Source organism: Pseudoalteromonas sp. XMcav1-K (genome assembly GCF_044005875.1).
Classification (GTDB): Bacteria; Pseudomonadota; Gammaproteobacteria; order Enterobacterales; family Alteromonadaceae; genus Pseudoalteromonas; species Pseudoalteromonas spongiae.
Genome location: NZ_JBIPJE010000045.1, coordinates 54563 through 78376, shown reverse-complemented (window position 1 = coordinate 78376; position 23814 = coordinate 54563). Strand labels below are relative to the sequence as shown.

Below are 23814 nucleotides of genomic sequence, written 5' to 3'. Positions count from 1 at the left end.
AAGCTAGTTGTGTGAGAAAAGCGAAAAGAAAAAGGTGCCAGATACAACGACTGGCACCGATAAATAGGTGATTAGATTTTAGGGTAACCGATACGGTCTGATAAATAGCCAACTGAAGTCGCAAAATAATAAGAACGATTCCAGTGCATTAGCGCCTTGTAATTGTCATATGCCAAATACATACGGCCATTTTCATCGTCTGGCATAACGAGCGCTGCGGTAATTCCAACATTTGGCAAATCAGTGCCATCAGTACGGCGAAGACCAAGTGCCTGCCAATCGGCTAGACCACGTTCTGATTTATTCCAATTCTCGAGCCATTGTTTGCGAGTACGCGTGCCACGCTGCAAAATATGTTCACTATTGAACCCCTCAGGCAACACCACCTGACGGCCCCATGTTAGTGAGTCATTCCAGCCCGCTTTTTTCAAATAGTTTGCAATAGATGCGAAGGCATCGAGCTTGTTTTGCCAAATGTCTTTTTTACCATCACCGTCGTAATCAACCGCGTAAGCATTAAACGACGTTGGCATAAATTGTGTTTGACCCATTGCGCCTGCCCACGAACCTTTAAAGTGGTCAAGATCAATATGGCCTTCTTCTAAAATCGTTAACGCAGCCCAAAGTTGGCGTTTATACAGCGCCTCGCGACGTCCGTCGTATGCTAACGTTACCACTGAAGAAATAACCGGATGTGAGCCTTGGATTTTACCAAAGTTACTTTCAAGGCCCCAAAGCGCAACGATAAAACGCGCTTGTACGCCATACTTAGCGGCAATTTTTTCAAGCTCTGTTTGATTTTCTTTGTACAGTTTACGTGCTCTATCTATCTTCCACTTAGGTACACGCTTTGGCAGATAAGTTTCTAACGTTTCTTTTACTTCAGGCTGATTTTTATCCGCTTTAATAACTTTTTTCTTAAACTTAACGGTTGCAAAGGCGTTATCAACAATTTTTTGTGAAAACCCTTTTTCAATTGCTTCTATTTTTAAATCTGCAACGTACTGGTTAAATTTTGCTTGCTCTTCATCTGCAAAGGTAGAGACCGAAATAAGGCTTGCTGTGATTAGGGCGAGTTTTTTAAACACTAGTCAGTGACTCCATTTTGTTTTCTAAATTCATCTAATAAACTTTCTTGTTTTGGCGGTAGCTGTAAATAAAATCCTTTTTCAGCTAATTCTTGCTTCACTTTTTCAAGGTCAGCCGTACCAAGTTGTTCACGTTTTGCTAAATTAATTAGCATTACAAAACTTGGTTGACCAAAAGTTGCCATTAAAGGTTCCGGAACTTTTGAAAAATCATCTCTTTTTTCAACGTACAGATAGGTATCTGCCTTTTTTTTACTTTTATACACTGCACTGAGCATTCAAACACCTTTTACTTCTTGCGTAACACTGCGTCACACTATACCATGGCATACACTAAAAGTGAGATAAATTGCGCTTAATGGCTGGATTCTTCTAAAAAATCAGCCTGTGATTTTTATAATAATAATTGAGATTATGTCGGAACAAATTTTTGAACTAAAAGGGAACCTTTTTACACTATCTGTATTGCATCTATTTAAAAACGATCTAGATAGTTTGATTAGTCAACTTGACGAAAAAATTGCTCAAGTACCCAAGTTTTTCTTCGGTGCGCCAATTGTCATAAACCTTCAGTCTGTACCAAACGAACACATTGACTTTGCAAAGTTAAAGCAAGCTTTAATTGACCTACAGCTTAACCCTGTAGGTGTGTGTAACGGTACGGACGAGCAAAACACTGCCGCTAAACTGCACAAACTATCAATACTAAATTACAGTAAAGACCAAGCACCTAAAGCAAAACCACAATCAGCTGCAAATACATCAATTGTTGAAAAAGAAGTATTTGTTCCAGCACAAATTATTAGTGGTAATGTGCGTGGTGGTCAGCAAGTGTATGCGAAGAACCGCGATCTCATTATTACAGGCTCAGTAAGTCCAGGCGCTGAAGTGATTGCCGATGGCAATATTCATGTTTATGGCACATTACGTGGCCGCGCTATCGCTGGCGCAAAAGGGCAAGAATCCGTTATATTCTGCCAAAAGCTTAATGCTGAGTTAGTTTCAATTAACGGAAACTACTGGCTGAGCGACTCACTGCAAGGTGAATCATGGGGCAATGCTGCATGTATTTCACTTGAAAACGAATCATTAAAAATTTCAGCTTTGGTTTAAAGGATAGATTTCATGGCAAAAGTTATTGTTGTCACATCAGGTAAAGGCGGTGTTGGTAAAACAACATCAAGTGCAGCGATTGGCACTGGGCTTGCGTTAAAAGGATACAAAACCGTTATTATCGACTTTGATATTGGTTTACGTAACCTTGATTTGATTATGGGTTGTGAGCGCCGTGTTGTTTATGATTTCGTTAATGTAATCAACAATGAAGCAAACTTAAACCAAGCATTGATCAAAGATAAACGTGTAGAAAAATTGTTTATTTTACCTGCTTCACAAACGCGCGATAAAGACGCGTTGACCAAAGAAGGCGTTGAGCTGGTATTAAACGAGCTTAAGAAAGATTTCGACTTTATCATTTGTGACTCACCAGCGGGTATTGAAGCCGGTGCAATGATGGCACTGTACTTCGCAGACGAAGCAATTGTTACGACCAACCCTGAAGTTTCATCGGTGCGCGACTCAGATCGTATTTTGGGTATTTTACAAAGTAAGTCAAAACGCGCTGAAGAAGGGCTTGAAAACGTAAAAGAACACCTGCTATTAACACGTTATAACGCAGAGCGTGTTGCAACGGGTGAAATGCTGTCGGTAGAAGATGTTCAAGATATTCTAGCAATCGATTTATTGGGCGTTATTCCTGAATCAAAAGCAGTGCTTAATGCGTCTAACTCGGGTCAGCCTGTAATTCTTGATTCAGACTCTGATGCGGGTAAAGCGTATTCTGATGCAATTGACCGTTTATTAGGTGAAAAAGTTGATTTTCGCTTTTTAGAAGCTGAGAAGAAAGGCCTACTTAAGCGGATATTTGGAGGTTAATGTGTCATTACTTGATTACTTTCGCTCACAAAAGAAAACAACAGCAAGTTTAGCTAAAGAACGATTACAGATCATCGTAGCGCATGAGCGCTCAAGTCGTGGTACGCCTGATTATTTACCACAGCTTAAACAAGATATTCTTGAAGTGATCCGTAAATACGTAAATATCGAGCAAGATCAGGTTCAAGTTCAGCTTGAGCAAAACGAAGATGACTTGGCTGTACTCGAACTCAATGTCACTTTGCCTGACGATAAGTAAACATAAAAAAGCCTGCGTGAAGCAGGCTTTTTTAATGTTAGTTTAAAACCAGTCTTTTAGTGAATGCTTAACCATTTCACCGCGCCAACTCGTCATTAAATCGGGTTTTAAGAGCGCACCTTCGTCAAACTTAGACTTGCCTTTCCACTTCCAGCTGATCAATTGATTCATCTGCTTTTTACTTGCTAGCACATCAAGTGGAATATCATTGTCTTTGGCGATTTTTTCAAGCTTAGCACGTAGCTCTTTTAACGTTTTTTTATAGCCATGAAAGTCTATTAAGCGTTGGATTTTTTCTGGATGCTCGGCTTCGTCTTTATCTAAACCGATTTTCACAAGATTTAACAAGGTTTTACCATAACGATTAAGTAAGCCTTGGTCGCCTTCACATAAACGTTTTAGTGCACCAAAATGAGTAGGCTGCGTTTTAGCTATCTCGAATAAAATGTGCTCTTTAACGATAAAGTTAAGTGCTAAGTTTTTCTCACGGGCGCGATTTAAGCGCCAAGCTGCTAACTGCTGCAGCACAGCTAATTGTTTCGGGTTAAGTTGCCACGCGTTTTTAATATCTAGATAGGCAAGTTCTAACGGCGTTTCATATTTGCGTTTATTAGCAATAACCGCACTTTCACCAAACACAATCCCTTGCTTATCGTCATTTAGTTTTTCTTTAATAATGTTAAAACAAGGCATTAAATAAAATACATCGGCAGCTGCATAATCTAACTGGGCTTTCGTTAAGGGGCGTTGCAACCAATTAGTGCGCGATTCACTTTTGTCGATTTGCTCTTCAAGTAACATTTCAACCATATTGGCAAAACCAACACAATTGCGTTCGCCTAATAAACTTAATGCAAACTGAGTATCAAACAAGGGCGCTGGAGTACAATTACCGTGGCGTGCAAATACTTCAAGATCCTCAGATGGCGAATGCAACACTTTTATAATATTCGGATTTTCCATTAGCTGCCAAAACGATGACAAATCAAGATCTAACGTTGGATCAATAAGGCAAATACGATCACCGTCGTAAATTTGCAATAATGCAAGCTCTGGGTAAAGGGTGCGACGTCGCATAAACTCGGTATCTACCGCGAGTACCGATTTGTTGTTATAGCTAGCGACCGCTGAGTCTAATTCTTGTTGTTCTGTAATATATGAGTATTGCACTACTTTTCCTCATAAAAAAACCGGCAAATTGCCGGTTTTTCTTTTTAGGGTATTCCCTATTTAACTTGCTTCTTTAAGTGCACGTCTTAAAATTTTACCAACATTTGTTTTTGGTAAATCTTCGCGGAATTCCACAAACTTTGGCACTTTATAATTGGTCAAGTTTTCACGACAGTGCTTGATTATATCTTTTTCTGTCAGACTTTGGTCTTTTTTCACGACAAAAATCTTAACTTGTTCACCACTTACTTCATGTGGTACACCGACAGCCGCAACTTCAAGCACACCATCATGCATTGCTACCACTTCTTCCACTTCATTTGGGAATACGTTAAAGCCAGATACAATAATCATGTCTTTTTTACGGTCAACAATATAGAAGAAGCCTTCTTCATCGTATTTAGCAACGTCACCCGTTGCAAACCAACCGTCTTTTAAACATTCTGCGCTTGCTTCTGGACGATTGTAATAACCTTTCATTACCTGAGGACCTTTAACCCAAAGCTCCCCTGCTTCACCGAGTTCTGCTTCAGTGCCGTCTTCTTTTACGATTTTAAGTTCTGTGCTTGGTGCTGGTAAACCAATTGAGCCATTAAATGCTGCAAGGTCATACGGGCTAACAGTAACAAGTGGCGCACATTCAGTTAATCCATAACCTTCAACTAAGCGAGAATCAGTAACCGTTTGCCATTTTTCAGCAACTGGGCGTTGTACTGCCATACCGCCACCAAGCGATATTTTTAGCGATGAAAAATCAATTTCTGAGAATCCAGGCGTATTTAACAGGCCGTTAAACAAGGTATTTACACCTGTCATTACGGTAAACTTTTTGCCCTGAAGTTCTTTAATAAACCCTTTCATATCACGCGGATTAGTGATTAAAAGGTTATGACCACCGTACTTCATAAAGGTTAGGCAGTTGGCGGTTAAGGCAAAAATATGATAAAGCGGTAGCGCTGTTACTACCATTTCTTTACCTTTCTTAAGTAGTGGGTCTAAACAACCCGTTACTTGCTCAAGGTTTGCTACCATATTGCCGTGTGTAAGCATGGCACCTTTAGATACACCGGTAGTACCACCGGTATACTGTAAGAATGCTAAACAATCTTGCGTTAAATGTGGGCGCGTATATTTAGATACATCACCAGATTTCATCACATCTGTGAAATCGATAATGTTTGGTAGGCTATAGCTTGGCACCATTTTCTTAAGGTGTTTTACAACAAAGTTAACTAAGTGCTTTTTAACACCACCTAACATATCGCCGATTTCAGTAACTACGATGTTTTTAACATTCGTCTTTGGTAATGCTTCTTCAAGTGTACGAGCAAAGTTAGCAAGAATAATAATAGTGCTTGTTTCTGAATCGTTTAATTGATGCTCAAGCTCACGCGTAGTGTAAAGCGGGTTTACATTTACAACAGTCGCGCCCGCACGCAGTGTACCAAGAATTGCTATTGGCGTTTGCAATAAGTTCGGCATCATCACCGCAACTTTATCACCTTTTTTAACGCCCAGTTGATTTTGAAGATATGAAGCAAATCGTTTAGTTGCGTCATCCATCTGTTGGTATGTATATACCTTACCCATATTTTCAAAGGCAGGAAGATCTGCATAGTCTTGAAAGCTTTTTTCAAATAGTTCAAGCAGGGAGTCATAGTGCTGTGGATCTATCTCAGCAGGAACACCTGCTGGGTAACGCTTCAACCAAATCTTTTCCACGATAGGCTCCTATAAATTATATTTATTGTTTGTGTTTTTGTGTTCAACTTAAACCTTAATTCATGTAAGGCAATTTAACAATTGAGTAATTACTCTAAAGGGCTAATATTCACATATTTAAGCACGTTATACAAACTTTAGTTTACACCGTTTACGTAAACGTCAACCTCTTTCGCAATCACGTGCGCATATTCCATATGACAATGATGCCCACCAGGGATCTCTATTACACCTAAATTTGTATAGAGTTGTCCATAATTTTCAATCGCTTGCGATATTATTTTAAATCCATTTAGCGCTTTTATTAGGAGCATTGGTACAGTTGTATCTGTACAAATTGCTTGGCATTGGCTTGGACTAAAGCGAAAGCCAGAGTGATGTTTGAGTTTTGGGTCAGTCAAAAGTTTAATGCCATCTTCTACTTGCTGTGTGTTTCTTTTCATAATGAGTGCAGCATTGTCGTAATCTAAATCACTTACTGCAAGTCGCGCATTAACAACTTGGTCAAAGCGTTTAAACACGCGCTTACTACTTGGTTTAGCACGGCTTTCAATGGCATTTCTTAATTGCGCTGTTACTTCACTTTCTGGTGTTGTAACACACGCTAGTCCCTCAATTGCAATAACGCATTTAACTTTATCAGGAAAACAGGCTGCAAATAGATTAGCAACCATAGCGCCCATTGAATGACCAACAATAATCACCTTTTCATTTGGAGCAATTTGCTGCAACACGCGATAAACATCATCTACATAATCAATAAAATAATAATGCGCTTGTTTATTGCGCCAGCTTGAACGTCCGTGTCCTGGGAAATCAATCGCATACCAATCATATTGAGGCATTTGATTAATAAGTGGTAAAAATGAATTACTATTATCTTGCCAACCATGCAGTGCGATAATTTTTGTATTGCTATTGTCTAATCGCTGACATGCGATTTTTAATTCATCAATTTCGTACGATGTTTCTGTTATTGTAACTTGCAATGTAATTTCACCGATAAAAATGTAATTTAGTGCATAAATACGTTATGTTTAGCGCAAAATAACACAGAAAAACAATACACATGAAAAAATCGTTAATTGCCTCAACAGTATTATTGGCAAGCAGCAGTTTAGCGTATGCAGAAGCACCGAAGAATATTATTTATATGATTGGTGATGGCATGGGACCCGCCTACACTACTGGTTATCGCTACTTTAAAGATGACAAAAGTACTAAATACGTAGAGCGTACTATCTTTGATGAGCTATTTGTCGGCCTTGCTAGCACAAGCCCTGATGACGATACAGTAGTTACTGACAGTGCTGCGGGTGCAACAGCGCTTTCAACGGCAACTAAAAGCTACAATGGCGCAATTGCAGTTGATACCGCAAAAAAACCATTAACTACGATGCTGCAAATCGCTAAATCTAAAGGCCTTACTACCGCGTTAGTTGCCACATCACAAATTAACCATGCTACGCCTGCAAGTTTCGCCGCACATAACGAAAGCCGTCGTAACTATGACGAAATCGCAAACGACTACGTTGATGTTAAAGTAGATGGAAAGCTAGCGGTAGATTTAATGCTTGGTGGTGGTACTAAATATTTTATTCGTGATGACCGAAATCTTGTTTCTGAATTCAAACAAGCGGGTTATCAATATGTCGATGATTTTGACAAACTAGAATCGATTAAGTCGCTACCAGCGCTTGGCTTGTTTTCTGATGTGGCATTTGCGTATGCAATTGACCAAAACCCTACACGACTTGCTGATATGGCAAAGAAAACCCTGTCGTTACTTGATAACAATAAGCGTGATGGTTTCTTTGTAATGCTTGAAGGCTCGCAAATTGATTGGTGTGGTCACGCTAACGATATTGCCTGCGCGATGGCTGAAATGGATGATTTTGCCAATGCAATTAAGCATGCAAAACAATACGTAGACCAAAATCCAGATACCTTACTTGTGGTTACCGCAGATCACAGTACCGGTGGGTTAACTCTTGGTGCCAACGGCCACTATTCTTGGCATACCGATGTAATAAAAGGCGTTAACGCGAGTATTACTAAAATTGCCAAAGCGCTGATGAAAAGTGATCACCTTTTAACTACTTGGTCAGACAAAACTGGCATTAAGTTAGATAAATCGCAATCAGAGCAGCTGGCTATGCTTACCGCCAGTGCTAAGAGCGAAAAAGATGATGAGCACAAAGAAAAAGAAGCATTGGTAAAACATGTACGACAACTAATTAGTGATGCGTCAAATACAGGTTGGACTACAGGCGGTCACACCGCGATTGATGTGCCAATTTTAGCGTATGGTAAAGGTGCCGACGCCTTTAAAGGCCACTTAGACAATACCGAAATCGCAAATCAGTTAATTAACTACATTAAGCAAAGATAAACCCAAACAAAGACTGTGCCGATAGTTATCGACACAGTCTTTATACTTAACCTATTCTCGGCCCGGTAATTTTTTCCACGTTACCGTGTCTCGCACATAAACAGGCTGCGCATCTGCGGCAACCACCGTATTGCCAGCGACCAGTTCACGCTCTGCTAATTTCGTCATAAAACGTGCGTTTGGTAGCGTTATCTCATCTAAAATCGTTAAATTTGTTGCTTCAAAGTGCACTTTATACGTTTGACAACCGGTACCCACAACTACGGCATCGTATTCTGGTAGGGTTAATTCTTCTGGTTTTATGACCATTTCGTGTGACATAAACGCTGCGAGATTATTTTCATCACGCTTAAATTCTGCGTAATAAATTTCGCCCATACGCGCGTCTATCGTTGCGATTGCATAATCCGCCTCTGTCGTGTCAAATGCCTGTTGTGCCATCATTTGTAAGTTCGATATACCGATCACAGGTAAATTTGCGGCATATGCCAGCCCTTGCGTAACCGAAACACCAACGCGCACACCAGTAAAGCTGCCAGGACCGCGGCCAAACGCGATAGCATCCAGTGCTTTTAGATTCGTGTTTGCGCTATTTAAAATATTATCGACCAACGGCAACATTTTTTGGCTATGTTGTTGAGGGCACACCTCAAAGTGAGCGTTTTCTAAATCACAGCTAACGGCTACAGACAACGCTTCTGTAGCAGCATCTATAAGAAGTATATTTGACATAATCTATTTAATTTTTTCTAAAAATGCAGACGCTTTTGCGAGATCGCGAGTGCGCGCCATATTGGGTAAACTTGCTAAAAAGATTCTACCATATTCCCTAGTCACTAAGCGATTATCACAGATCACCAGCACGCCTTTATCTTTTCGGTCACGAATTAAGCGGCCAACGCCTTGTTTTAACGCAATGACAGCCCCAGGTAATTGCAGCGAATAGAACGGGTCGTTGCCCTGCCCGCTATGGGATTTCATCTTTGCCTGTAATAAGGGGTCATCGGGCGCTGCAAACGGCAATTTATCAATGATCACGCACGACAGTGCATCACCTCGTACATCAACCCCTTCCCAAAATGATGCTGTACCAAGCAACACAGAGTTACCATGCATCACAAATTTCTCTAACAAAATACGTTTTGACGCTTGCCCTTGAACTAAAAGCGGATATTCAACGCTGTGCGATAAGCCATCTGCCACTAAGTTAAGCATACGATAACTGGTAAACAAGATAAAACAACGCCCTTTTGCTGCTTTAATCATTTGTTTTGCAATGCTAACGATGGAAAAACCCATTTCCGATTTACTCGGCTCAGGTAGGTAACGCGGTATACACAATAACGCTTGGTTTTCGTAGTCAAACGGGCTGTCGTACACTTCCATAATCTTGGTGTTTAAGCCTAAATCTTTTGCGAAGTGGGTTAAATCACCATTTACCGCAAGGGTTGCCGAAGTAAAAACCCAGCTCGACGTTGCATTATCAACAAGTGCCCGAAATCGTTCTGATACATTGAGAGGCGTAATACTGAACGTTAAATGACGCTTAGTTGTTTCAAACCAAAAACTAAATCCCGGTTTTTGTGCGTCATACATGGTTTCTAACTGGCCTTTTAGGCTGGCTGTACGTTCAAACAATTTTTCAATTTTGTCACTGCGTTCAAGACATAATTTAAGCACTTGATATAAAAAGCTAATATCGTTTATTACCCGTTCAATGGCTCGATACACATTGGCTTGTTTGATCATTTGTTGCCAGTCACCACGTTGGCTTTCACTTGGAAATTGCAAGCGTAAATCAAATACCGCAGTTTCAAGTTTATCTAATGTTTTGCCCAGCTGGATCATGTCGAAGAGCTCAGCGCGATACACTAAGCGAATATCGCGAACAAGCTCGATTACCATACGTGTGCTTACGCGCGAGGCAAAATAATCTGATGCAATGTTTGGTAACTGATGTGCTTCATCGAATATATAACAATTAACATTTGGAATAAGTTCGCCGAAGCCCGATTCTTTAACAACTGCATCTGCCAAAAATAGATGGTGATTAACCACCACTAAGTCTGATTCAATGGCTTTAACACGGGCTTTTCTGACAAAACAATCTTGAAATGATGGACATTCTTTACCAAGACAATTATCAGTTGTAGATGTGACATAAGGTAAAACTTTGGCATCTTCTTCTATCCCGCTGCAATCGGCCATATCTCCCGAACGCGTTTCGCCCGAAAATTTTGCCACCATGGCAAGTTGATGCATTACGTCGGGGTCGTCTACTGGTACATGGGCAACGTGCTGATTTAAACGTTCAGTACATAAATAGTTGGAACGCCCTTTTAACAGCGCAATTTTTTTGCCTTTTCCGAGAATCTTTTTCAACGCAGGTAAATCACGATGGAATAATTGCTCTTGCAGTGCTTTGGAGCCAGTCGACACCATCACTTTTTTATCTGATAGTAACGCAGGGACCAAATAAGCAAATGTTTTACCGGTCCCTGTTCCTGCTTCAACAATTGCCTGCTCATCTTTTGCAATCGCTAAAGCGACCGATTTGGCCATATCAATTTGTGGTTGCCTGGGTGCATACCCTTTTATCGCAAGGGCGAACGGGCCTGATTTACCAAACAAATCGTCGATACTAGTCATTTAAAGCACGTGTTTTAAAAATGGAGTGCAAGTGTAACGATTAAGCATACTGACAACAAGAAAAAGGCCGTTTTAAATAAGCAAGCTAACAAGCATTAATGACTTAAATCACAGCATTAGCGCTATGATTTATCAGTAAACTCGCTTCTTCATTTGTTAGTAACATTATCGTTGCATTGTTGAAATCGAAATCTTCTAATTCGATTTTATTGTGTTGTACCAATAACGATAGCATTGCAAGTTGGTTAGCTTGATAAACACAGGCACCAATAGGATATCGCTCGGAATATTTTAGCAACTCATGCTCTGTGCTGATCTTATTTTGTACCGCTAAGCTTTCTAAAATTTCGCGCGGAAAGTTCCAAAGTTTTGCGATATCAAGGGTCAAACGCTGACCATAATCCGTTACTAAACGTTTAATATTTTGGGCGTTTGGCTGAGTATCAGGGCAGACGCTTGAAAACGCATCAATCATCAATTGAAAAATAACCATACTGCCTAGATTCACGAGCAAACCGACTAAATAAGCTTGCTCTGCGTTAATTTTATATTTAGCGGCTAACTGTTGGCTTAAACGTCCTGTAGTCTGGCTATGCGACCATAGGTGCTTACCATAGTTTTTAAAATAGATTTGTGCTTTTGGTACCATTTGAGCCACGAAGCCGTTAATCACTCCTTCAGACAACCCTTTTTGCCCGAGTAACATAAATGCTGCTTTTATATCTGAGATCGGCTTATTCGCGCGGTTGTAAAATGCAGAATTCGCCAGTTCAATGACTTTGGCCGCAATAACAGGGTCATCGCTAATCAGATTGACAAGTATTTCAACATCAAATTCCGCCTGATTGAGCGTATTCATCACTTGGGTTAACGAACTCGGTACAAGTGGCAACGCTTTCAAGATATATTGCGGTTGGCGTAATAACTGTAGGATTTTACTTTCAATAAATTCATTTATCGGGTCGCACTGAGATGTGGTAATTGCGCTATTAAATAACAGTTCAAAAAAGCGGTCCTGATAATGAACTGAATTGTTTAATTCAAAGGTAAGATCAGGCACGTCAGCAGTATTTTGATTATATTGAATATCTTGGTTTTCAGGCACATCTTTTGTGTCTTCAAAGAAGTAATGATTCGCTTCAACTTCTTGCTTTAAAGTTGGAAAAACCTTTGATATTAATCGTCTAAACATACTACTGCGATTCACGTTAAATAATGCTTAATTGTAAACCGTAACGTCTCAAATACGAAACGACAAATGCATTTAAATTTGCTATCGCTTTATACCTACCACATACAGACTTTTAAGTTTACTTTTGTTCCTTTAAACACAATTCCCTCTTGTTCCAGCAGCGATTTTTGCTGATGAAATTTTTCGCTGTTTTCGGGGAAACTAATTTTACCTTGTGAATTAATCACTCTAAACCAAGGAATACGGCTGCCAGTTGGCAGTTTTTTCATCACGGTTCCCACTAAACGGGCATGCCCTTTTAGTGAAGCCATTTCTGCTACTTTGCCATAGGTACAGACCTTTCCGCTTGGAATGGACCCGACCACCAGTAAAATTGCTTGTACTTTTTCTTCTTGCGTCATGTTAAAATCTAAAAATTAGTAAAGTTCTTGTAGCCCTTGCCAAATTGCACTGGCAACCGGTCCGTAAAAATTACGATTACTTCGAAAAGCACGTAATTCAGATTGAAATTGGTCTTCGTCGTCACGTAATCTTATTTGCACTAGATCGCCATTTTCCAGTTCAGTTTTACACACGTGTTTTGCAGCTAACCCCCAACCCACGCCCTGTAATAATAAAGAGCGCAATGTTGCCAACTCTTCCACCATCACCACTTGCGAGCCTTTTGCAAACGACAATTTTTCATCGTCAAAAGGCAATTCAGTGGGTTTTAAAGTTAAACATGGAATAGCATCAAGTTCATCACTTGCTAAAGTTGTTCGGCCTTCAGGTAAGATTTTGGGTGACGCCACTAAAATAACGTCGATCGGTTTTAGCAAAACGCTTTGGAAATCCCCTGACGCGTGAAAAATATCAAACCAAGGACCAATGCCAATATCAACCTCTCCTTTGGCGAGTTTTTCAACTGCTTGAAACCGCGAACCACCGACTATTTTGAACTGCGTACGCGGAAATTGTTTAATAATTTTACCAAAGAGTTGGCTTATACGCTGGTCTCCCGCCAATTGCTCATACGCAATACAGATACTCGGTTCATAACCAAGTGCTAATGTTGAACTAATTTTATCAAGCTCATCGCAGCCAGATAACACCCGCTTAGCTTGCTTATAAAAGCGCTCACCAGCTGGCGTTAATTTTAAACGATAACCACTGCGGTCAATTAAGGTAAAACCGATGTCCTGTTCTAACTTTTGCATCGCCATGGTCAGTGCAGGCTGGGTTTTATGACACTTTTCAGCTGCCTGTTTTAAACTTTGAGAACTAACAATAGCGTCTAAAATCTTCAATTGACTCAACTTCATTATTAAAACTTATATAGTTAGTAATTTTTTATAAATATTATTTTATATTGTGTTTCGTTATTCTGGCTATAGTTAATTAACTTTTTCTTTTTAGGATAATAAGATGCGCGCTTTTTTACTGTGTTTACCAGTAATGCTATTAACTGCCTGCAAAGATGCAGCGCCAGAAAAAACTGAATCTGTCACTTCTCGTCCTGTTAAACTTTTTACCGTACCTGATTCAGGAAGTCCGAACATCAGGCGTTTCCCTGCTAAAGTAGAGGCAAATCAAGGATCTTATTTATCGTTTAGAGTGAATGGCGAGCTAATAGAATTTCCTACACTCGCAGGCCAAGCAGTTAAAAAAGGCGATGTGCTTGCCAAGCTAGACCCAGAAGATTTTAAACTGCAGCTCGCTGACAGAGAAGCGCGTTACAAACTCGCGAAAAATCAACTCGAACGTACCGAAACCCTAAAACAAAAAGGCATCGCATCACAAGCGGAATTAGATCAAGCAAAGGCCAATATGCAAGTTGCGCTCTCTGCATTAGAAAAAGCGCAAACTGATTTAGAATACACGGTTTTACGAGCACCGTTTTCCGGCACCATTAGTAAAGTCTTTATTAAGAACTTTGAGAGTGTTGTCGCAAAGCAAAATATTATGCGTATCGAAACCCGTGATTTGATGGACGTAACCATTCAAATTCCGGAAAAATTGGTAGCGCGTGTCGATAAACAAACGAATTATAAGCCACAAGTGGTATTCGATAGCTTTCCAAATAAGGCGTATTCACTGTCACTTAAAGAATGGGATACCCAAGCGGATCCGTTAACGTTAAGTTATCGTGTGGTATTTACCTTGCCGCTACCGAGCGATTTTAATCTGCTCGCAGGCATGACGGGCAATGTACTAATTGATTTAAATAAAGTGTTCCGTTCAGATCAACAAAAATTCACTATTCCAACGACCGCAGTATTTAGTGATGCAAGTGAAGATTCGTTTGTTTGGCGTTTTAAAGACGGTGCAATTGAAAAAGTTAAAATCACCTTAGGTGAAATTCACAAAAGTGGTATTGAAGTCGAAAGCGGCCTACAACCGGGCGACAAAATCGTGAGTGCAGGCGTACATCAATTATCTGAACAAAGCTTAGTGCGTCCATGGACTAAAGAGCGAGGCTTATAATATGAGCATTGCTGAAACGTCAATTGAAAAACGCACCATAAGCTGGCTTTTTACACTAATTTTATTACTCGGCGGTGTGTTTTCTTATCAGCAACTTGGTCGTTTAGAAGACCCTGAATTCACCCTAAAGAAAGCCATGGTGATAACACGCTACCCAGGTGCATCGCCAGAGCAAGTTGAACAGGAAGTTACTTACCCCATTGAAAACGTTATTCAACAACTGCCCTATGTTGATTATGTTACGTCTATTTCCTCACCCGGTTTATCGCAAATTGCGGTTGAGATGAAAAGTACCTATCGCAAAGAAGAACTAAGGCAAATTTGGGATGAATTGCGCCGTAAAATAAATGATTTATCACCGCGCTTACCTTCGGGTGTTTATCCGCCAAGTGTAATGGATGATTTTGGCGACGTTTATGGTGTGCTTTACGCAATTAACGGCGATGATTACTCTTATGAAGAACTTGAAAATTACGTAGATTACCTACGCCGTGAATTAGTATTAGTAGACGGCGTTGGTAAAGTTACCGTAGCCGGCGAACAAAAACCGCAAGTGACCGTCGAAATTTCGAGTCATAAACTCGCGCAACTTGGTATTTCAGCCAACGTGATATATCAGTTATTGCAAAATCAGAATACCGTATCAAACGCGGGTAAAGTAACCGTAGAAGGCGAATCAATTCGTCTCCATCCTACTGGCGAATTTAAAGATGTGTCGGAACTTGAAGATCTGCTGATCTCAAAACCAGGCGCAAAAGAAATTATCTATTTAGGTGATGTTGCCACGGTAAAACGTGAATACCCTGAAATACCTAATAACCCGACCCATTATGCAGGTAAACAAACTCTGCTATTAGGCGTGTCGTTCGCATCAGGCGTTAACGTGGTTGATGTGGGCGAGCGTTTGTCTAACCACCTTGCATCACTTGAATATCAAAGACCGTATGGCATTGAAATTAATACACTTTACAACCAGCCTAAAGAAGTTGAGAAGTCAGTTGATGATTTCATTATGTCGCTGGCACAAGCGGTTGCAATTGTAATTGCAGTACTGTTGCTATTTATGGGGTTTCGCAGTGGCTTACTCATTGGTGCGGTACTACTTATTACCGTTTTTGGTACCTTTATCTTTATGTTGGTTCAAGAAATTGACCTGCAACGTATTTCTTTAGGTGCTTTGATCATTGCGTTAGGTATGCTCGTTGATAACGCCATTGTTATAACAGAAGGTATTTTGGTTGGCCTTAAAAAAGGTTACAGCAAAGTAAAAGCGGCTAACAGCATTGTTAATCAAACTAAATGGCCATTATTGGGCGCAACGATTATCGCCATCACGGCTTTTGCCCCAATAGGCCTTAGCTCTGACGCAACCGGTGAGTTTGCTGGAAGCCTATTTTATGTCTTGCTAATTTCACTTCTATTGAGCTGGGTAACAGCTATTACAATTACCCCGTTTTTAGCCAGTGTGCTATTTAAGCAAAGTGAAATTGAACATAACCCTGACAATGAACTTGATGCTGACGAACTTTATAAAGGGGCATTATTCGTTTTTTACGGAAAAGTTCTTAAAACCGTTTTAGCGTGGCCAAAAAGTACACTTACAATTATGTTCGTGTCGTTACTTGGTGCATTAGTCCTGTTCGGTAATGTTAAACAGTCATTTTTCCCACCGTCAAACACGCCGATGTTCTACTTAGACTACTGGCGTTATCAAGGGTCTGATATTAGAGCAACGGAGAAAGATATTTCTGCGTTAGAAGAGTACTTACTTGCCAAACCACAGGTTGTTGAAGTAACGAGTACAATTGGGCAAGGTGCTCCTCGCTTTATGCTGACCTACGCGCCAGAGAAAATTCACCCTGCGTTTGGTCAATTAATTATCAGAACGACGGATCTTGAGTCACTTAATGAATTGTTAGCTGATGTACGCAATTATGCCGATGAAAATTTACATAATGCGGTTATTAAACTAAAACGCATGGAGATTGGTCCATCAACCGATGCAAAGATTGAAGCGCGTTTTCAAGGTCACGACCCTAAAGTGCTACGCGATTTAGCTAACCAAGCCATCGACATATTAAATGCCGATGGCGCGGCGTATAACATTAAACATGATTGGCGCGAATTAACGAAAGTTATCCGTCCGCAGTTTAATGAACAAAAAGCCCGTCGATTAGGCATTAGTAAAGCCGATTTAGACAATGTGTTGTTAACGACACTGTCGGGACGTCAGGTTGGTTTATATCGTGATGGCACACGCATGTTGCCGATAATTGCGCGCTCACCTGCATCAGAGCGTCTTAACGTAGATTCGCTTTATGACTTACAAATTTTCAGCCCAACGCTCGGTGTTTATGTATCAATAGAACAAATCGTCGATGGCTTTAATACCGAATGGGAAAATAACTTAATTTTGCGTCGCGATCGTAAACGCACCATAACGGTTATGGCCGATCCAGATATTCTAGGTGATGAAACCGCGGCAAATTTATTAAAGCGTGTAAAACCACAAATTGAAGCGATAAAACTGCCGCAAGGTTACCAATTAGATTGGGGCGGCGAGTTTGAATCTGCATCTAAGGCACAAAAAGCCATTTTTGGCTCATTACCGCTTGGCTACCTAGTGATGTTTATTATCACGGTGCTACTATTTAATTCGATTAAAAAACCGTTAATTATTTGGGCTACTGTACCGCTTGCGGTAATTGGCGTTACCATTGGTTTGTTTACCATGAGCAGCCCATTTAGCTTTATGGCCTTACTTGGTTTGTTGAGCTTATCGGGTATGCTAATTAAAAATGGCATTGTGCTTATGGATCAAATTGAACTCGAGCTGAGTGAAAATAAACACCCATACACCGCCGTTTATCATTCTGCACTGAGTCGTTTGAGACCGGTGTCTATGGCGGCCATTACAACGATTCTGGGTATGATTCCGCTACTATTCGATGTGTTTTTTAAATCGATGGCAGTGACTATTATGTTCGGTTTAGGATTTGCAACCATTCTTACTTTGTTGGTAATTCCTGCGCTGTATACTTTAGTATTTAGCGTAAAACCAGAAAACAACAAAGCCTAGCTATAACTGTCCCACGCTACAGCCTCTTAGCGTGGGACATCCACTTTCCAACACATCACTTTAAATGTGAATACCACGATTTTTAAACATTAGTTTAACTCGTTATTGTTAAAGGTATACTGTGGATAAAAAAACGGTGTGCTCAATTATGCTTCGTGATCCCTATTCGGTGCTTGTGGTAATTCAAAATACTCAAAATCAATTTTTGGTGATGCAACGTGCAGATGACCCGTCCTTTTGGCAATCGGTTACTGGTGGCATTGAACAAAACGAAACCGCCCTTGCCTGTGCATATCGCGAAGTGCTTGAGGAAACTGGCATTAATTGCCATAAGCAAGACCTTACAATCAAAGACCTAAATATTACTAATCGCTATGAAATTCGAACTCAGTGGCGTAGTCGTTATAAGCCTAACAGTACTATAAACACTGAGTTTGTATTTCATTTGTTGGTACCAATTACACAACCTATCGTTTTGCATCCAAACGAACACTTAGCTTATAAATGGCTTAATTACCAAGACACCCTAGAAATTTTATGGTCCGATTCGAACAAACAGGCAATAACGTATTGTTATGAAAATACAATGTGTAAACTTATTTAGCCATTTTTACAAAAAATCACAGTTAAAAAACCGTTTTCGTTAGCAGCAAAATTGCGATAGTCAATTTATGTTTTAGACTTAGTTAGGACTTAATACTGATTAATTCATTCATGGATTAGCACTAAGGAAGGTTATGACTAGGTTACCGCTAACTTTACGCCAATACTTTGCAAACATTAACTTATCTAAAAAGTTAACTCTGTCGTTTTTAGTTGTTGCAGTCATCCCACTGCTAATTGTGTTTATTATTGCCTATTACAACTCTTCAATCGCTATTAAATCACAAGTTTATAACCAGTTATCAGCGATAAGCAGTATTAAAAAAAGTGGGCTCGAGCGCTACTTTAAACAAGTTGAGCTAAAGCTAGTAACTACCGCACTGAGCCCCACGACAAAGTCAGCCGCCATCGAATTTCAACGCGCATTTGCTGAGGTTAATACCAATAACAATGCAAAACCTGCGCTCAAAAACTATTACGATACAGTTTTTTTTGATGAATTTAAAAAAACAAACCCGAATGTTCAGCAGCTTAACATCAATTTTGATGCCTTAAGTACAACCGCGGTTGCGCTACAAACTCGTTACATTTTAGATAATGCTAATCCAATTGGTAGTAAACAGCAGCTGCTTACAAGCGGTATAGGTGATTCTTACGATAATGTGCACAGCCGTTATCATAACTATTTTACCAATCTAACTGAATATTATGAGTTTTATGACTTGTTTATTGTTGATAATCGCACCGGCAATATTATTTACTCTGTTTATAAAGAGTTAGATTTTGCGACATCGCTACTTGACGGCCCTTATGCCAATAGCAACATCGCCAGTGTTTTCAAAAAGTCACAGAGCATAAAAACAGGAAATAACGTTGCGTTTATTGATTATCAACCTTATTTTCCCTCATATAACAATCCAGCAAGTTTTATCGCAATGCCAATTGATCGCGATACTACCTTAATTTTTCAGCTTTCGATTGATGCACTAAATAACATTATGAGTAATCGTGATGGTCTAGGTGAAACCGGCGAAACCTACCTTGTTGGCCCTGATAAGTTAATGCGCTCAGACTCGTATCTTGACCCGGAAAATCACTCGGTAATTAATTCATTTAGAAACCCAGAAAAAGGCAGTGTAAATACCTATGCCATAGAACAATCATTACAAGGCGTGGCGGGGCAAAAAATTATTGATGACTACAACGGCAACCCCGTACTTTCAACTTATCAACCACTTGAGGTGTTCGATATTACCTGGAGCTTATTAGCCGAAATTGATGAAAGTGAAGCATTTGCCGCAGTTGATAGACTTGCACTTATTCTTACCTTAGTGCTGTTATTAGTGATTGCGGCTGTTGCATACACAGCACCTAAGTTTGCTGCATTTTTAGCAGCACCGATTAAACATTTATCTGAATTAATGAAAAGCGTTGAAAATACCGGTGATTTTTCGAAACGTACGACTGAAATGAATAACGATGAGATTGGCGATACGGCGGGTGCTTTTAACAACTTGCTTGCGAGTTTACAAGCATCAATTATGGACACCAATCGCGTTATGCAACAACTTGCTAAAGGTGATTTTGACGCTCGCATAACCACAGAATGTAAAGGCGAACTGGCATTACTTAAACAAGCAACCAACGATAGCGCAGAATCCATAAGCTTAGCGATGTCAGAGTTAAACTCAGTCGTAAACGCAATGTCTCAAGGTAAGTTTGATAAAACCATCAATTCACCTATGGCAGGCGATTTAAATACATTAAAAGACAATATTAATTCAACGTTATCAACGTTAGATTTAGCAATAAGTGACATAGTTAATGTCATGCAATCTATGGCTCAAGGCGACTTTGAACAACAAGTGACGGTTGACTGTAACGGTAAGTTAGATGAACTAAAACAAGGAATTAACCAAACTATTTCAAGCATTAACAACGCCATAAATACCATAGATTACACGATGGCAGAACTTAGTGATGGTAATCTTGACGCGCAGATTAGTGTGCCACTCAATGGCCAATTAGATCTGTTAAAACAAAAAATTAACCAAACCATTCTAAATATTTCTACTGTTATTAACGACATTTCATTTGTTATGGCAAACGTCAGTGAAGGTAATTTTAGCTCTCAGGTTGAAAGTGAAATGACAGGTCAGTTCGCGCGCCTTAAAGATGATGTCAATATCAGTATCAAATCGGTAAATCACGCCATCAACGATATTAGCGCGGTAATGAATGGTATTAGCCAAGGCGATTATCGCCAACAAATAGACGCTAATATGAAAGGACAGTTAGATGCGTTAAAAACCAATATTAATAGTTCAGTCAACAGTGTTAAAGAAGTTATCGCATCACTTAGCGATGTCGCCGAAGCGATGAAAAAAGGTGACTTTACGCAGTTTATTGAACTTGAGTTTAAAGGTGATTTAGCGCAGCTGAAAACAGATATCAATAGCTCTGTGACGGCAACAGCCACGGCCATTAACGAGGTTTCTACCAGTTTAGAGGCGTTAGCGAATGGTGATTTGAGCAAACAAATGCAAGGTAACTTCCATGGTATTTTTTCGCAACTACAGCAGAATATAAATCGCACAACAAAACAACTAATCGATGTAATAGGCAATATTCAAGCGTCTGCCGAAGAAGTAAAACAGTGTGCGAAAGAAATCTCGCTCAGTAATACGGAAATAAGCGAGCGCACGGAAGAACAAGCTGCAAGCCTAGAACAAGCAAGCGCCAGCACTAAAACATTACTCGAAGAAGTATACGGCGTCGTAGAACAATCAAAACGTGCGGTATCGCAAAGTAACATTGCCACAGAAAGTGCCAAACAAGGTAAATCACTGTCGCTTGAAACCCAGCAATCCATTGAAGAAGTTGAAAAGTCCAGTAAGAGTATTAATGAAATTGTTGAAGTAATTGACGGACTTGCCTTTCAAACTAACCTATTAGCACTAAATGCCGCGGTGGAAGCTGCGCGTGCTGGTGAAAATGGACGTGGTTTTGCCGTGGTTGCAAATGAAGTGCGTGAACTTGCGAGTCGCAGTGCCAAATCGGCAAAGCAAATTCGCGATATTATTTCTGACAGTAACGATAAAGTCCATTTAGGTAGTCAGTTATCGGTTGCATCTGGTGAGAAGCTATTACAAATTGTGGAGCGCGTTGAAGAAGTAAATCAAAGTATTCATAAAATCAGTGAAAGCTCAAACAATCAAAGCCATAGCTTAAAAGAAGTCGATGTGGTTGTGCAGCGATTAGCGACTATCGTCCAACAAAATTCAGCGGTAACAGAAGAAACCATGGCAGCCGCTAACTTAATGGCTGAGCGTGCGAACAATATGAATCACTTACTGGAATACTTTAAAACCAACAACCCCACTGAGCCGACACCAATGATTTCAGGAGAGCTGATCCCAGCTAGTAGACGCGCATAAACATTACGTGGCGTAATATTTTAGACCGAGTTTTTGCAATTAGCGCTTAAACTTGGTTTCTAGAATAACAGAAGATGTAGTGCGCTCTACGCCATCTAAATTACCGATTTCGTCGAGTGTATGACTCAGTTGCTCTAACGAGCTTTCTTCTACGACTGCTATTAAGTCGTACTCTCCGCTTATTGCATAGAGCTGCGAAATAGCGGTGAATCGCTTTAATTCGACATTGGTTTGTGTTGTTAATTTTTGTTTAACCTTAATGGATACATGGGCGCTCACTCTATTTTTTAAATAATCTTCACCAAGCTTTACGCTGTAACCAGTTATGACACCAGTAGACTCCAGTCGGGCAAGTCTGTTTTGTATGGTTGAGCGGCTTAAAGATAGCTTTCTAGCTAAGTCTGAAACGCTCAAACGCGCGTTTTCTTTTAGCGCATTAATTAAACTTTTATCTGTATCACTAATCATATTAACTAAAAATATAAACAATTTGATAAATAATATCGTTAATATGGTTATTTTTACACTACAAAATGGCTTTAATTGATTCAATAATTGAAATAATTAAATTTTAAGTAATTAGACAACAAGATTGAGGAAAGAATAATGGCTGTAAATCGTGCTTTATTTGATGATGTAATGGTACCTAACTATGCTCCTTCAGCGGTAATTCCAGTTAAAGGTGAAGGTTCACGTGTATGGGACCAAAACGATAAAGAGTTTATCGATTTTGCAGGCGGCATCGCGGTAAACTGTTTAGGCCATTGTCACCCAGCTTTAGTAAATGCGCTAAAAGAACAATCAGAAAAAATTTGGCATTTATCTAACGTATGGACAAACGAACCAGCACTTCGTCTTGCTAAAAAGTTAGTTGATGCAACGTTTGCTGACAAAGTTTACTTTGCAAACTCAGGTGCTGAATCAAACGAAGCGGCGCTTAAACTTGCACGTCGTTTTGCCCTTGATAACTTCGGTGCAGAAAAATCAAAAATTATCGCATTTAACAAAGGCTTCCACGGCAGAACATTCTTTACCGTAACGGTAGGCGGCCAAGCGGCCTACTCTGACGGTTTTGGTCCTAAGCCTGGTGATATTGTTCACTGTGATTACAACGACTTAGATGCATTTGCAAAACTTATCGATGACAACACATGTGCTGTAATGCTTGAACCACTGCAAGGTGAAGGCGGTATTATTTCACCAACACCTGAATTTATCCAAGGTGTTCGCGAGTTATGCGATAAACACAATGCACTACTTATTTTTGATGAAGTGCAAACAGGTGTTGGCCGTACAGGCACACTTTATGCGTATGAAGGTTTAGGTGTAACTCCAGATATCCTTACGACAGCGAAAGCATTAGGTGGCGGTTTCCCAATTGGTGCGATGATCACCACGACTGAAATCGCTAAGCACCTTAAAATTGGTACTCATGGCTCAACATATGGCGGTAACCCTCTAGCGTGTGCAGTTGCAGAAGCTGCGTTCGATACTGTTAACCAAGCAGATGTGCTTGACGGTGTTAGCCAAAAAGAAGCGCTTTTCCGTGAAGGGTTAGATGCTATTAATGCTAAATATAATGTATTTAGTGAAGTACGTGGTAAAGGTTTATTAATCGGTGCAGTTCTTAACGATAGTTACAAAGGTCGTGCTCGCGATTTCCTAGTAGCGTCTGCAGATAACGGCCTAATGGCCCTTGTAGCAGGTGCAGACGTAGTTCGTTTCACACCTTCATTAGTTATTCCAAATGAAGATATTGCTGAAGGTCTAGCACGTTTTGAAAAAGCCGTAGCGGCGGTTGTTAACGGTTAATAACCAAGCTGGC

The 23814-nt window shown here is 40.1% G+C and carries 20 protein-coding genes; 9 read left to right on the top strand and 11 right to left on the bottom strand.

From position 1 onward, the window contains the following. Window positions 1–71 precede the first annotated feature (71 nt). Window positions 72–1052: a lytic transglycosylase domain-containing protein gene (locus ACHSBP_RS13255; protein ID WP_395389411.1), complete on the bottom strand. Its 981-nt coding sequence runs from the start codon at window positions 1050–1052 to the stop codon at window positions 72–74. A gap of 35 nt (window positions 1053–1087) precedes the next feature. Continuing rightward, a complete protein-coding gene (locus ACHSBP_RS13250) occupies window positions 1088–1366 on the bottom strand; it encodes a YcgL domain-containing protein (protein WP_010559205.1) in 279 nt (92 codons plus the stop codon). Window positions 1367–1502: 136 nt separating this feature from the next. On the opposite strand from ACHSBP_RS13250, the gene minC reads away from it, so the two are divergent. Genes minC through minE form a run of 3 tightly spaced genes read left to right on the top strand, consistent with a single transcriptional unit; the run spans window position 1503 to window position 3282 of the window. Then, on the top strand, window positions 1503–2201 hold the full coding sequence (gene minC, locus ACHSBP_RS13245; RefSeq protein WP_395389109.1) for a septum site-determining protein MinC: 699 nt from the start codon (window positions 1503–1505) through the stop codon (window positions 2199–2201). Window positions 2202–2213: 12 nt separating this feature from the next. Beyond that, window positions 2214–3023: a septum site-determining protein MinD gene (gene minD / locus ACHSBP_RS13240; protein WP_010559207.1), complete on the top strand. Its 810-nt coding sequence runs from the start codon at window positions 2214–2216 to the stop codon at window positions 3021–3023. Between the two features lies 1 nt (window position 3024). Next, window positions 3025–3282, top strand: coding sequence for a cell division topological specificity factor MinE (gene minE, locus ACHSBP_RS13235; RefSeq protein ID WP_010559208.1), 258 nt, complete (start codon window positions 3025–3027; stop codon window positions 3280–3282). A 42-nt stretch (window positions 3283–3324) separates the two neighbouring features. Here minE and rnd read toward each other — a convergent pair whose 3' ends face one another. The 3 genes from rnd to ACHSBP_RS13220 form a co-directional block, all read right to left on the bottom strand. Then, window positions 3325–4452 carry a ribonuclease D gene (gene rnd, locus ACHSBP_RS13230; RefSeq protein ID WP_395389107.1) on the bottom strand — a complete coding sequence of 376 codons (1128 nt, stop codon included), beginning with the start codon at window positions 4450–4452 and terminating at the stop codon, window positions 3325–3327. Window positions 4453–4512: 60 nt separating this feature from the next. Beyond that, entirely contained in the window at window positions 4513–6174 is a 1662-nt protein-coding gene (fadD, locus tag ACHSBP_RS13225) for a long-chain-fatty-acid--CoA ligase FadD (RefSeq protein ID WP_010559210.1), read from the bottom strand. 137 nt (window positions 6175–6311) lie between these two features. Beyond that, window positions 6312–7163, bottom strand: coding sequence for an alpha/beta fold hydrolase (locus ACHSBP_RS13220; protein ID WP_010559211.1), 852 nt, complete (start codon window positions 7161–7163; stop codon window positions 6312–6314). Window positions 7164–7243: 80 nt separating this feature from the next. Between ACHSBP_RS13220 and ACHSBP_RS13215 the strand changes: the two genes are divergently transcribed. Then, window positions 7244–8566: an alkaline phosphatase gene (locus tag ACHSBP_RS13215; RefSeq protein WP_010559212.1), complete on the top strand. Its 1323-nt coding sequence runs from the start codon at window positions 7244–7246 to the stop codon at window positions 8564–8566. Window positions 8567–8617: 51 nt separating this feature from the next. Here ACHSBP_RS13215 and tsaB read toward each other — a convergent pair whose 3' ends face one another. From tsaB to ACHSBP_RS13190, 5 genes are all read right to left on the bottom strand, one after another. Then, window positions 8618–9298 (bottom strand): tRNA (adenosine(37)-N6)-threonylcarbamoyltransferase complex dimerization subunit type 1 TsaB, encoded by a 681-nt coding sequence (gene tsaB / locus ACHSBP_RS13210; protein ID WP_010559213.1) that lies wholly within the window; start codon window positions 9296–9298, stop codon window positions 8618–8620. A 3-nt stretch (window positions 9299–9301) separates the two neighbouring features. Then, entirely contained in the window at window positions 9302–11215 is a 1914-nt protein-coding gene (locus tag ACHSBP_RS13205) for an ATP-dependent DNA helicase (RefSeq protein ID WP_395389105.1), read from the bottom strand. A gap of 103 nt (window positions 11216–11318) precedes the next feature. After that, entirely contained in the window at window positions 11319–12407 is a 1089-nt protein-coding gene (locus ACHSBP_RS13200; RefSeq protein ID WP_040642555.1) for an HDOD domain-containing protein, read from the bottom strand. 95 nt (window positions 12408–12502) lie between these two features. After that, on the bottom strand, window positions 12503–12808 hold the full coding sequence (locus ACHSBP_RS13195) for an MGMT family protein (protein ID WP_395389104.1): 306 nt from the start codon (window positions 12806–12808) through the stop codon (window positions 12503–12505). Between the two features lie 15 nt (window positions 12809–12823). After that, the gene (locus ACHSBP_RS13190) at window positions 12824–13708 is read right to left on the bottom strand and encodes a LysR family transcriptional regulator (RefSeq protein WP_010559217.1); all 885 of its coding nucleotides are present in this window, start codon (window positions 13706–13708) and stop codon (window positions 12824–12826) included. Between the two features lie 103 nt (window positions 13709–13811). Here ACHSBP_RS13190 and ACHSBP_RS13185 point away from each other — a divergent pair, with 103 nt between their 5' ends. From ACHSBP_RS13185 to ACHSBP_RS13170, 4 genes are all read left to right on the top strand, one after another. Beyond that, entirely contained in the window at window positions 13812–14870 is a 1059-nt protein-coding gene (locus ACHSBP_RS13185; RefSeq protein WP_010559218.1) for an efflux RND transporter periplasmic adaptor subunit, read from the top strand. A 1-nt stretch (window position 14871) separates the two neighbouring features. Next, window positions 14872–17949 (top strand): efflux RND transporter permease subunit, encoded by a 3078-nt coding sequence (locus ACHSBP_RS13180; RefSeq protein ID WP_010559219.1) that lies wholly within the window; start codon window positions 14872–14874, stop codon window positions 17947–17949. Between the two features lie 121 nt (window positions 17950–18070). Then, window positions 18071–18553: a dihydroneopterin triphosphate diphosphatase gene (gene nudB, locus ACHSBP_RS13175; RefSeq protein WP_010559220.1), complete on the top strand. Its 483-nt coding sequence runs from the start codon at window positions 18071–18073 to the stop codon at window positions 18551–18553. A 133-nt stretch (window positions 18554–18686) separates the two neighbouring features. Continuing rightward, the gene (locus tag ACHSBP_RS13170) at window positions 18687–21989 is read left to right on the top strand and encodes a methyl-accepting chemotaxis protein (protein WP_395389102.1); all 3303 of its coding nucleotides are present in this window, start codon (window positions 18687–18689) and stop codon (window positions 21987–21989) included. A gap of 39 nt (window positions 21990–22028) precedes the next feature. Here the strand turns inward: ACHSBP_RS13170 and ACHSBP_RS13165 are convergent, their stop codons facing one another. Beyond that, window positions 22029–22457 carry an Lrp/AsnC family transcriptional regulator gene (locus tag ACHSBP_RS13165; protein WP_010559222.1) on the bottom strand — a complete coding sequence of 143 codons (429 nt, stop codon included), beginning with the start codon at window positions 22455–22457 and terminating at the stop codon, window positions 22029–22031. A gap of 138 nt (window positions 22458–22595) precedes the next feature. On the opposite strand from ACHSBP_RS13165, the gene ACHSBP_RS13160 reads away from it, so the two are divergent. Further along, window positions 22596–23801 (top strand): aspartate aminotransferase family protein, encoded by a 1206-nt coding sequence (locus ACHSBP_RS13160; protein WP_010559223.1) that lies wholly within the window; start codon window positions 22596–22598, stop codon window positions 23799–23801. The last annotated feature ends 13 nt before the right edge of the window (window positions 23802–23814 follow it).

What these genes read in the sequence shown, in the direction of transcription:
- ACHSBP_RS13180 (WP_010559219.1), top strand. Translation starts at nt 14,872, where the DNA reads ATGAGCATTGCTGAAACGTCAATTGAAAAACGCACCATAAGCTGGCTT.
- minD (WP_010559207.1), top strand. Translation starts at nt 2,214, where the DNA reads ATGGCAAAAGTTATTGTTGTCACATCAGGTAAAGGCGGTGTTGGTAAA.
- ACHSBP_RS13170 (WP_395389102.1), top strand. Translation starts at nt 18,687, where the DNA reads ATGACTAGGTTACCGCTAACTTTACGCCAATACTTTGCAAACATTAAC.
- ACHSBP_RS13190 (WP_010559217.1), bottom strand. Translation starts at nt 13,708, where the DNA reads ATGAAGTTGAGTCAATTGAAGATTTTAGACGCTATTGTTAGTTCTCAA.
- ACHSBP_RS13195 (WP_395389104.1), bottom strand. Translation starts at nt 12,808, where the DNA reads ATGACGCAAGAAGAAAAAGTACAAGCAATTTTACTGGTGGTCGGGTCC.
- ACHSBP_RS13205 (WP_395389105.1), bottom strand. Translation starts at nt 11,215, where the DNA reads ATGACTAGTATCGACGATTTGTTTGGTAAATCAGGCCCGTTCGCCCTT.
- ACHSBP_RS13215 (WP_010559212.1), top strand. Translation starts at nt 7,244, where the DNA reads ATGAAAAAATCGTTAATTGCCTCAACAGTATTATTGGCAAGCAGCAGT.
- ACHSBP_RS13250 (WP_010559205.1), bottom strand. Translation starts at nt 1,366, where the DNA reads ATGCTCAGTGCAGTGTATAAAAGTAAAAAAAAGGCAGATACCTATCTG.
- ACHSBP_RS13160 (WP_010559223.1), top strand. Translation starts at nt 22,596, where the DNA reads ATGGCTGTAAATCGTGCTTTATTTGATGATGTAATGGTACCTAACTAT.
- minC (WP_395389109.1), top strand. Translation starts at nt 1,503, where the DNA reads ATGTCGGAACAAATTTTTGAACTAAAAGGGAACCTTTTTACACTATCT.
- ACHSBP_RS13200 (WP_040642555.1), bottom strand. Translation starts at nt 12,407, where the DNA reads ATGTTTAGACGATTAATATCAAAGGTTTTTCCAACTTTAAAGCAAGAA.
- ACHSBP_RS13185 (WP_010559218.1), top strand. Translation starts at nt 13,812, where the DNA reads ATGCGCGCTTTTTTACTGTGTTTACCAGTAATGCTATTAACTGCCTGC.
- tsaB (WP_010559213.1), bottom strand. Translation starts at nt 9,298, where the DNA reads ATGTCAAATATACTTCTTATAGATGCTGCTACAGAAGCGTTGTCTGTA.
- ACHSBP_RS13165 (WP_010559222.1), bottom strand. Translation starts at nt 22,457, where the DNA reads ATGATTAGTGATACAGATAAAAGTTTAATTAATGCGCTAAAAGAAAAC.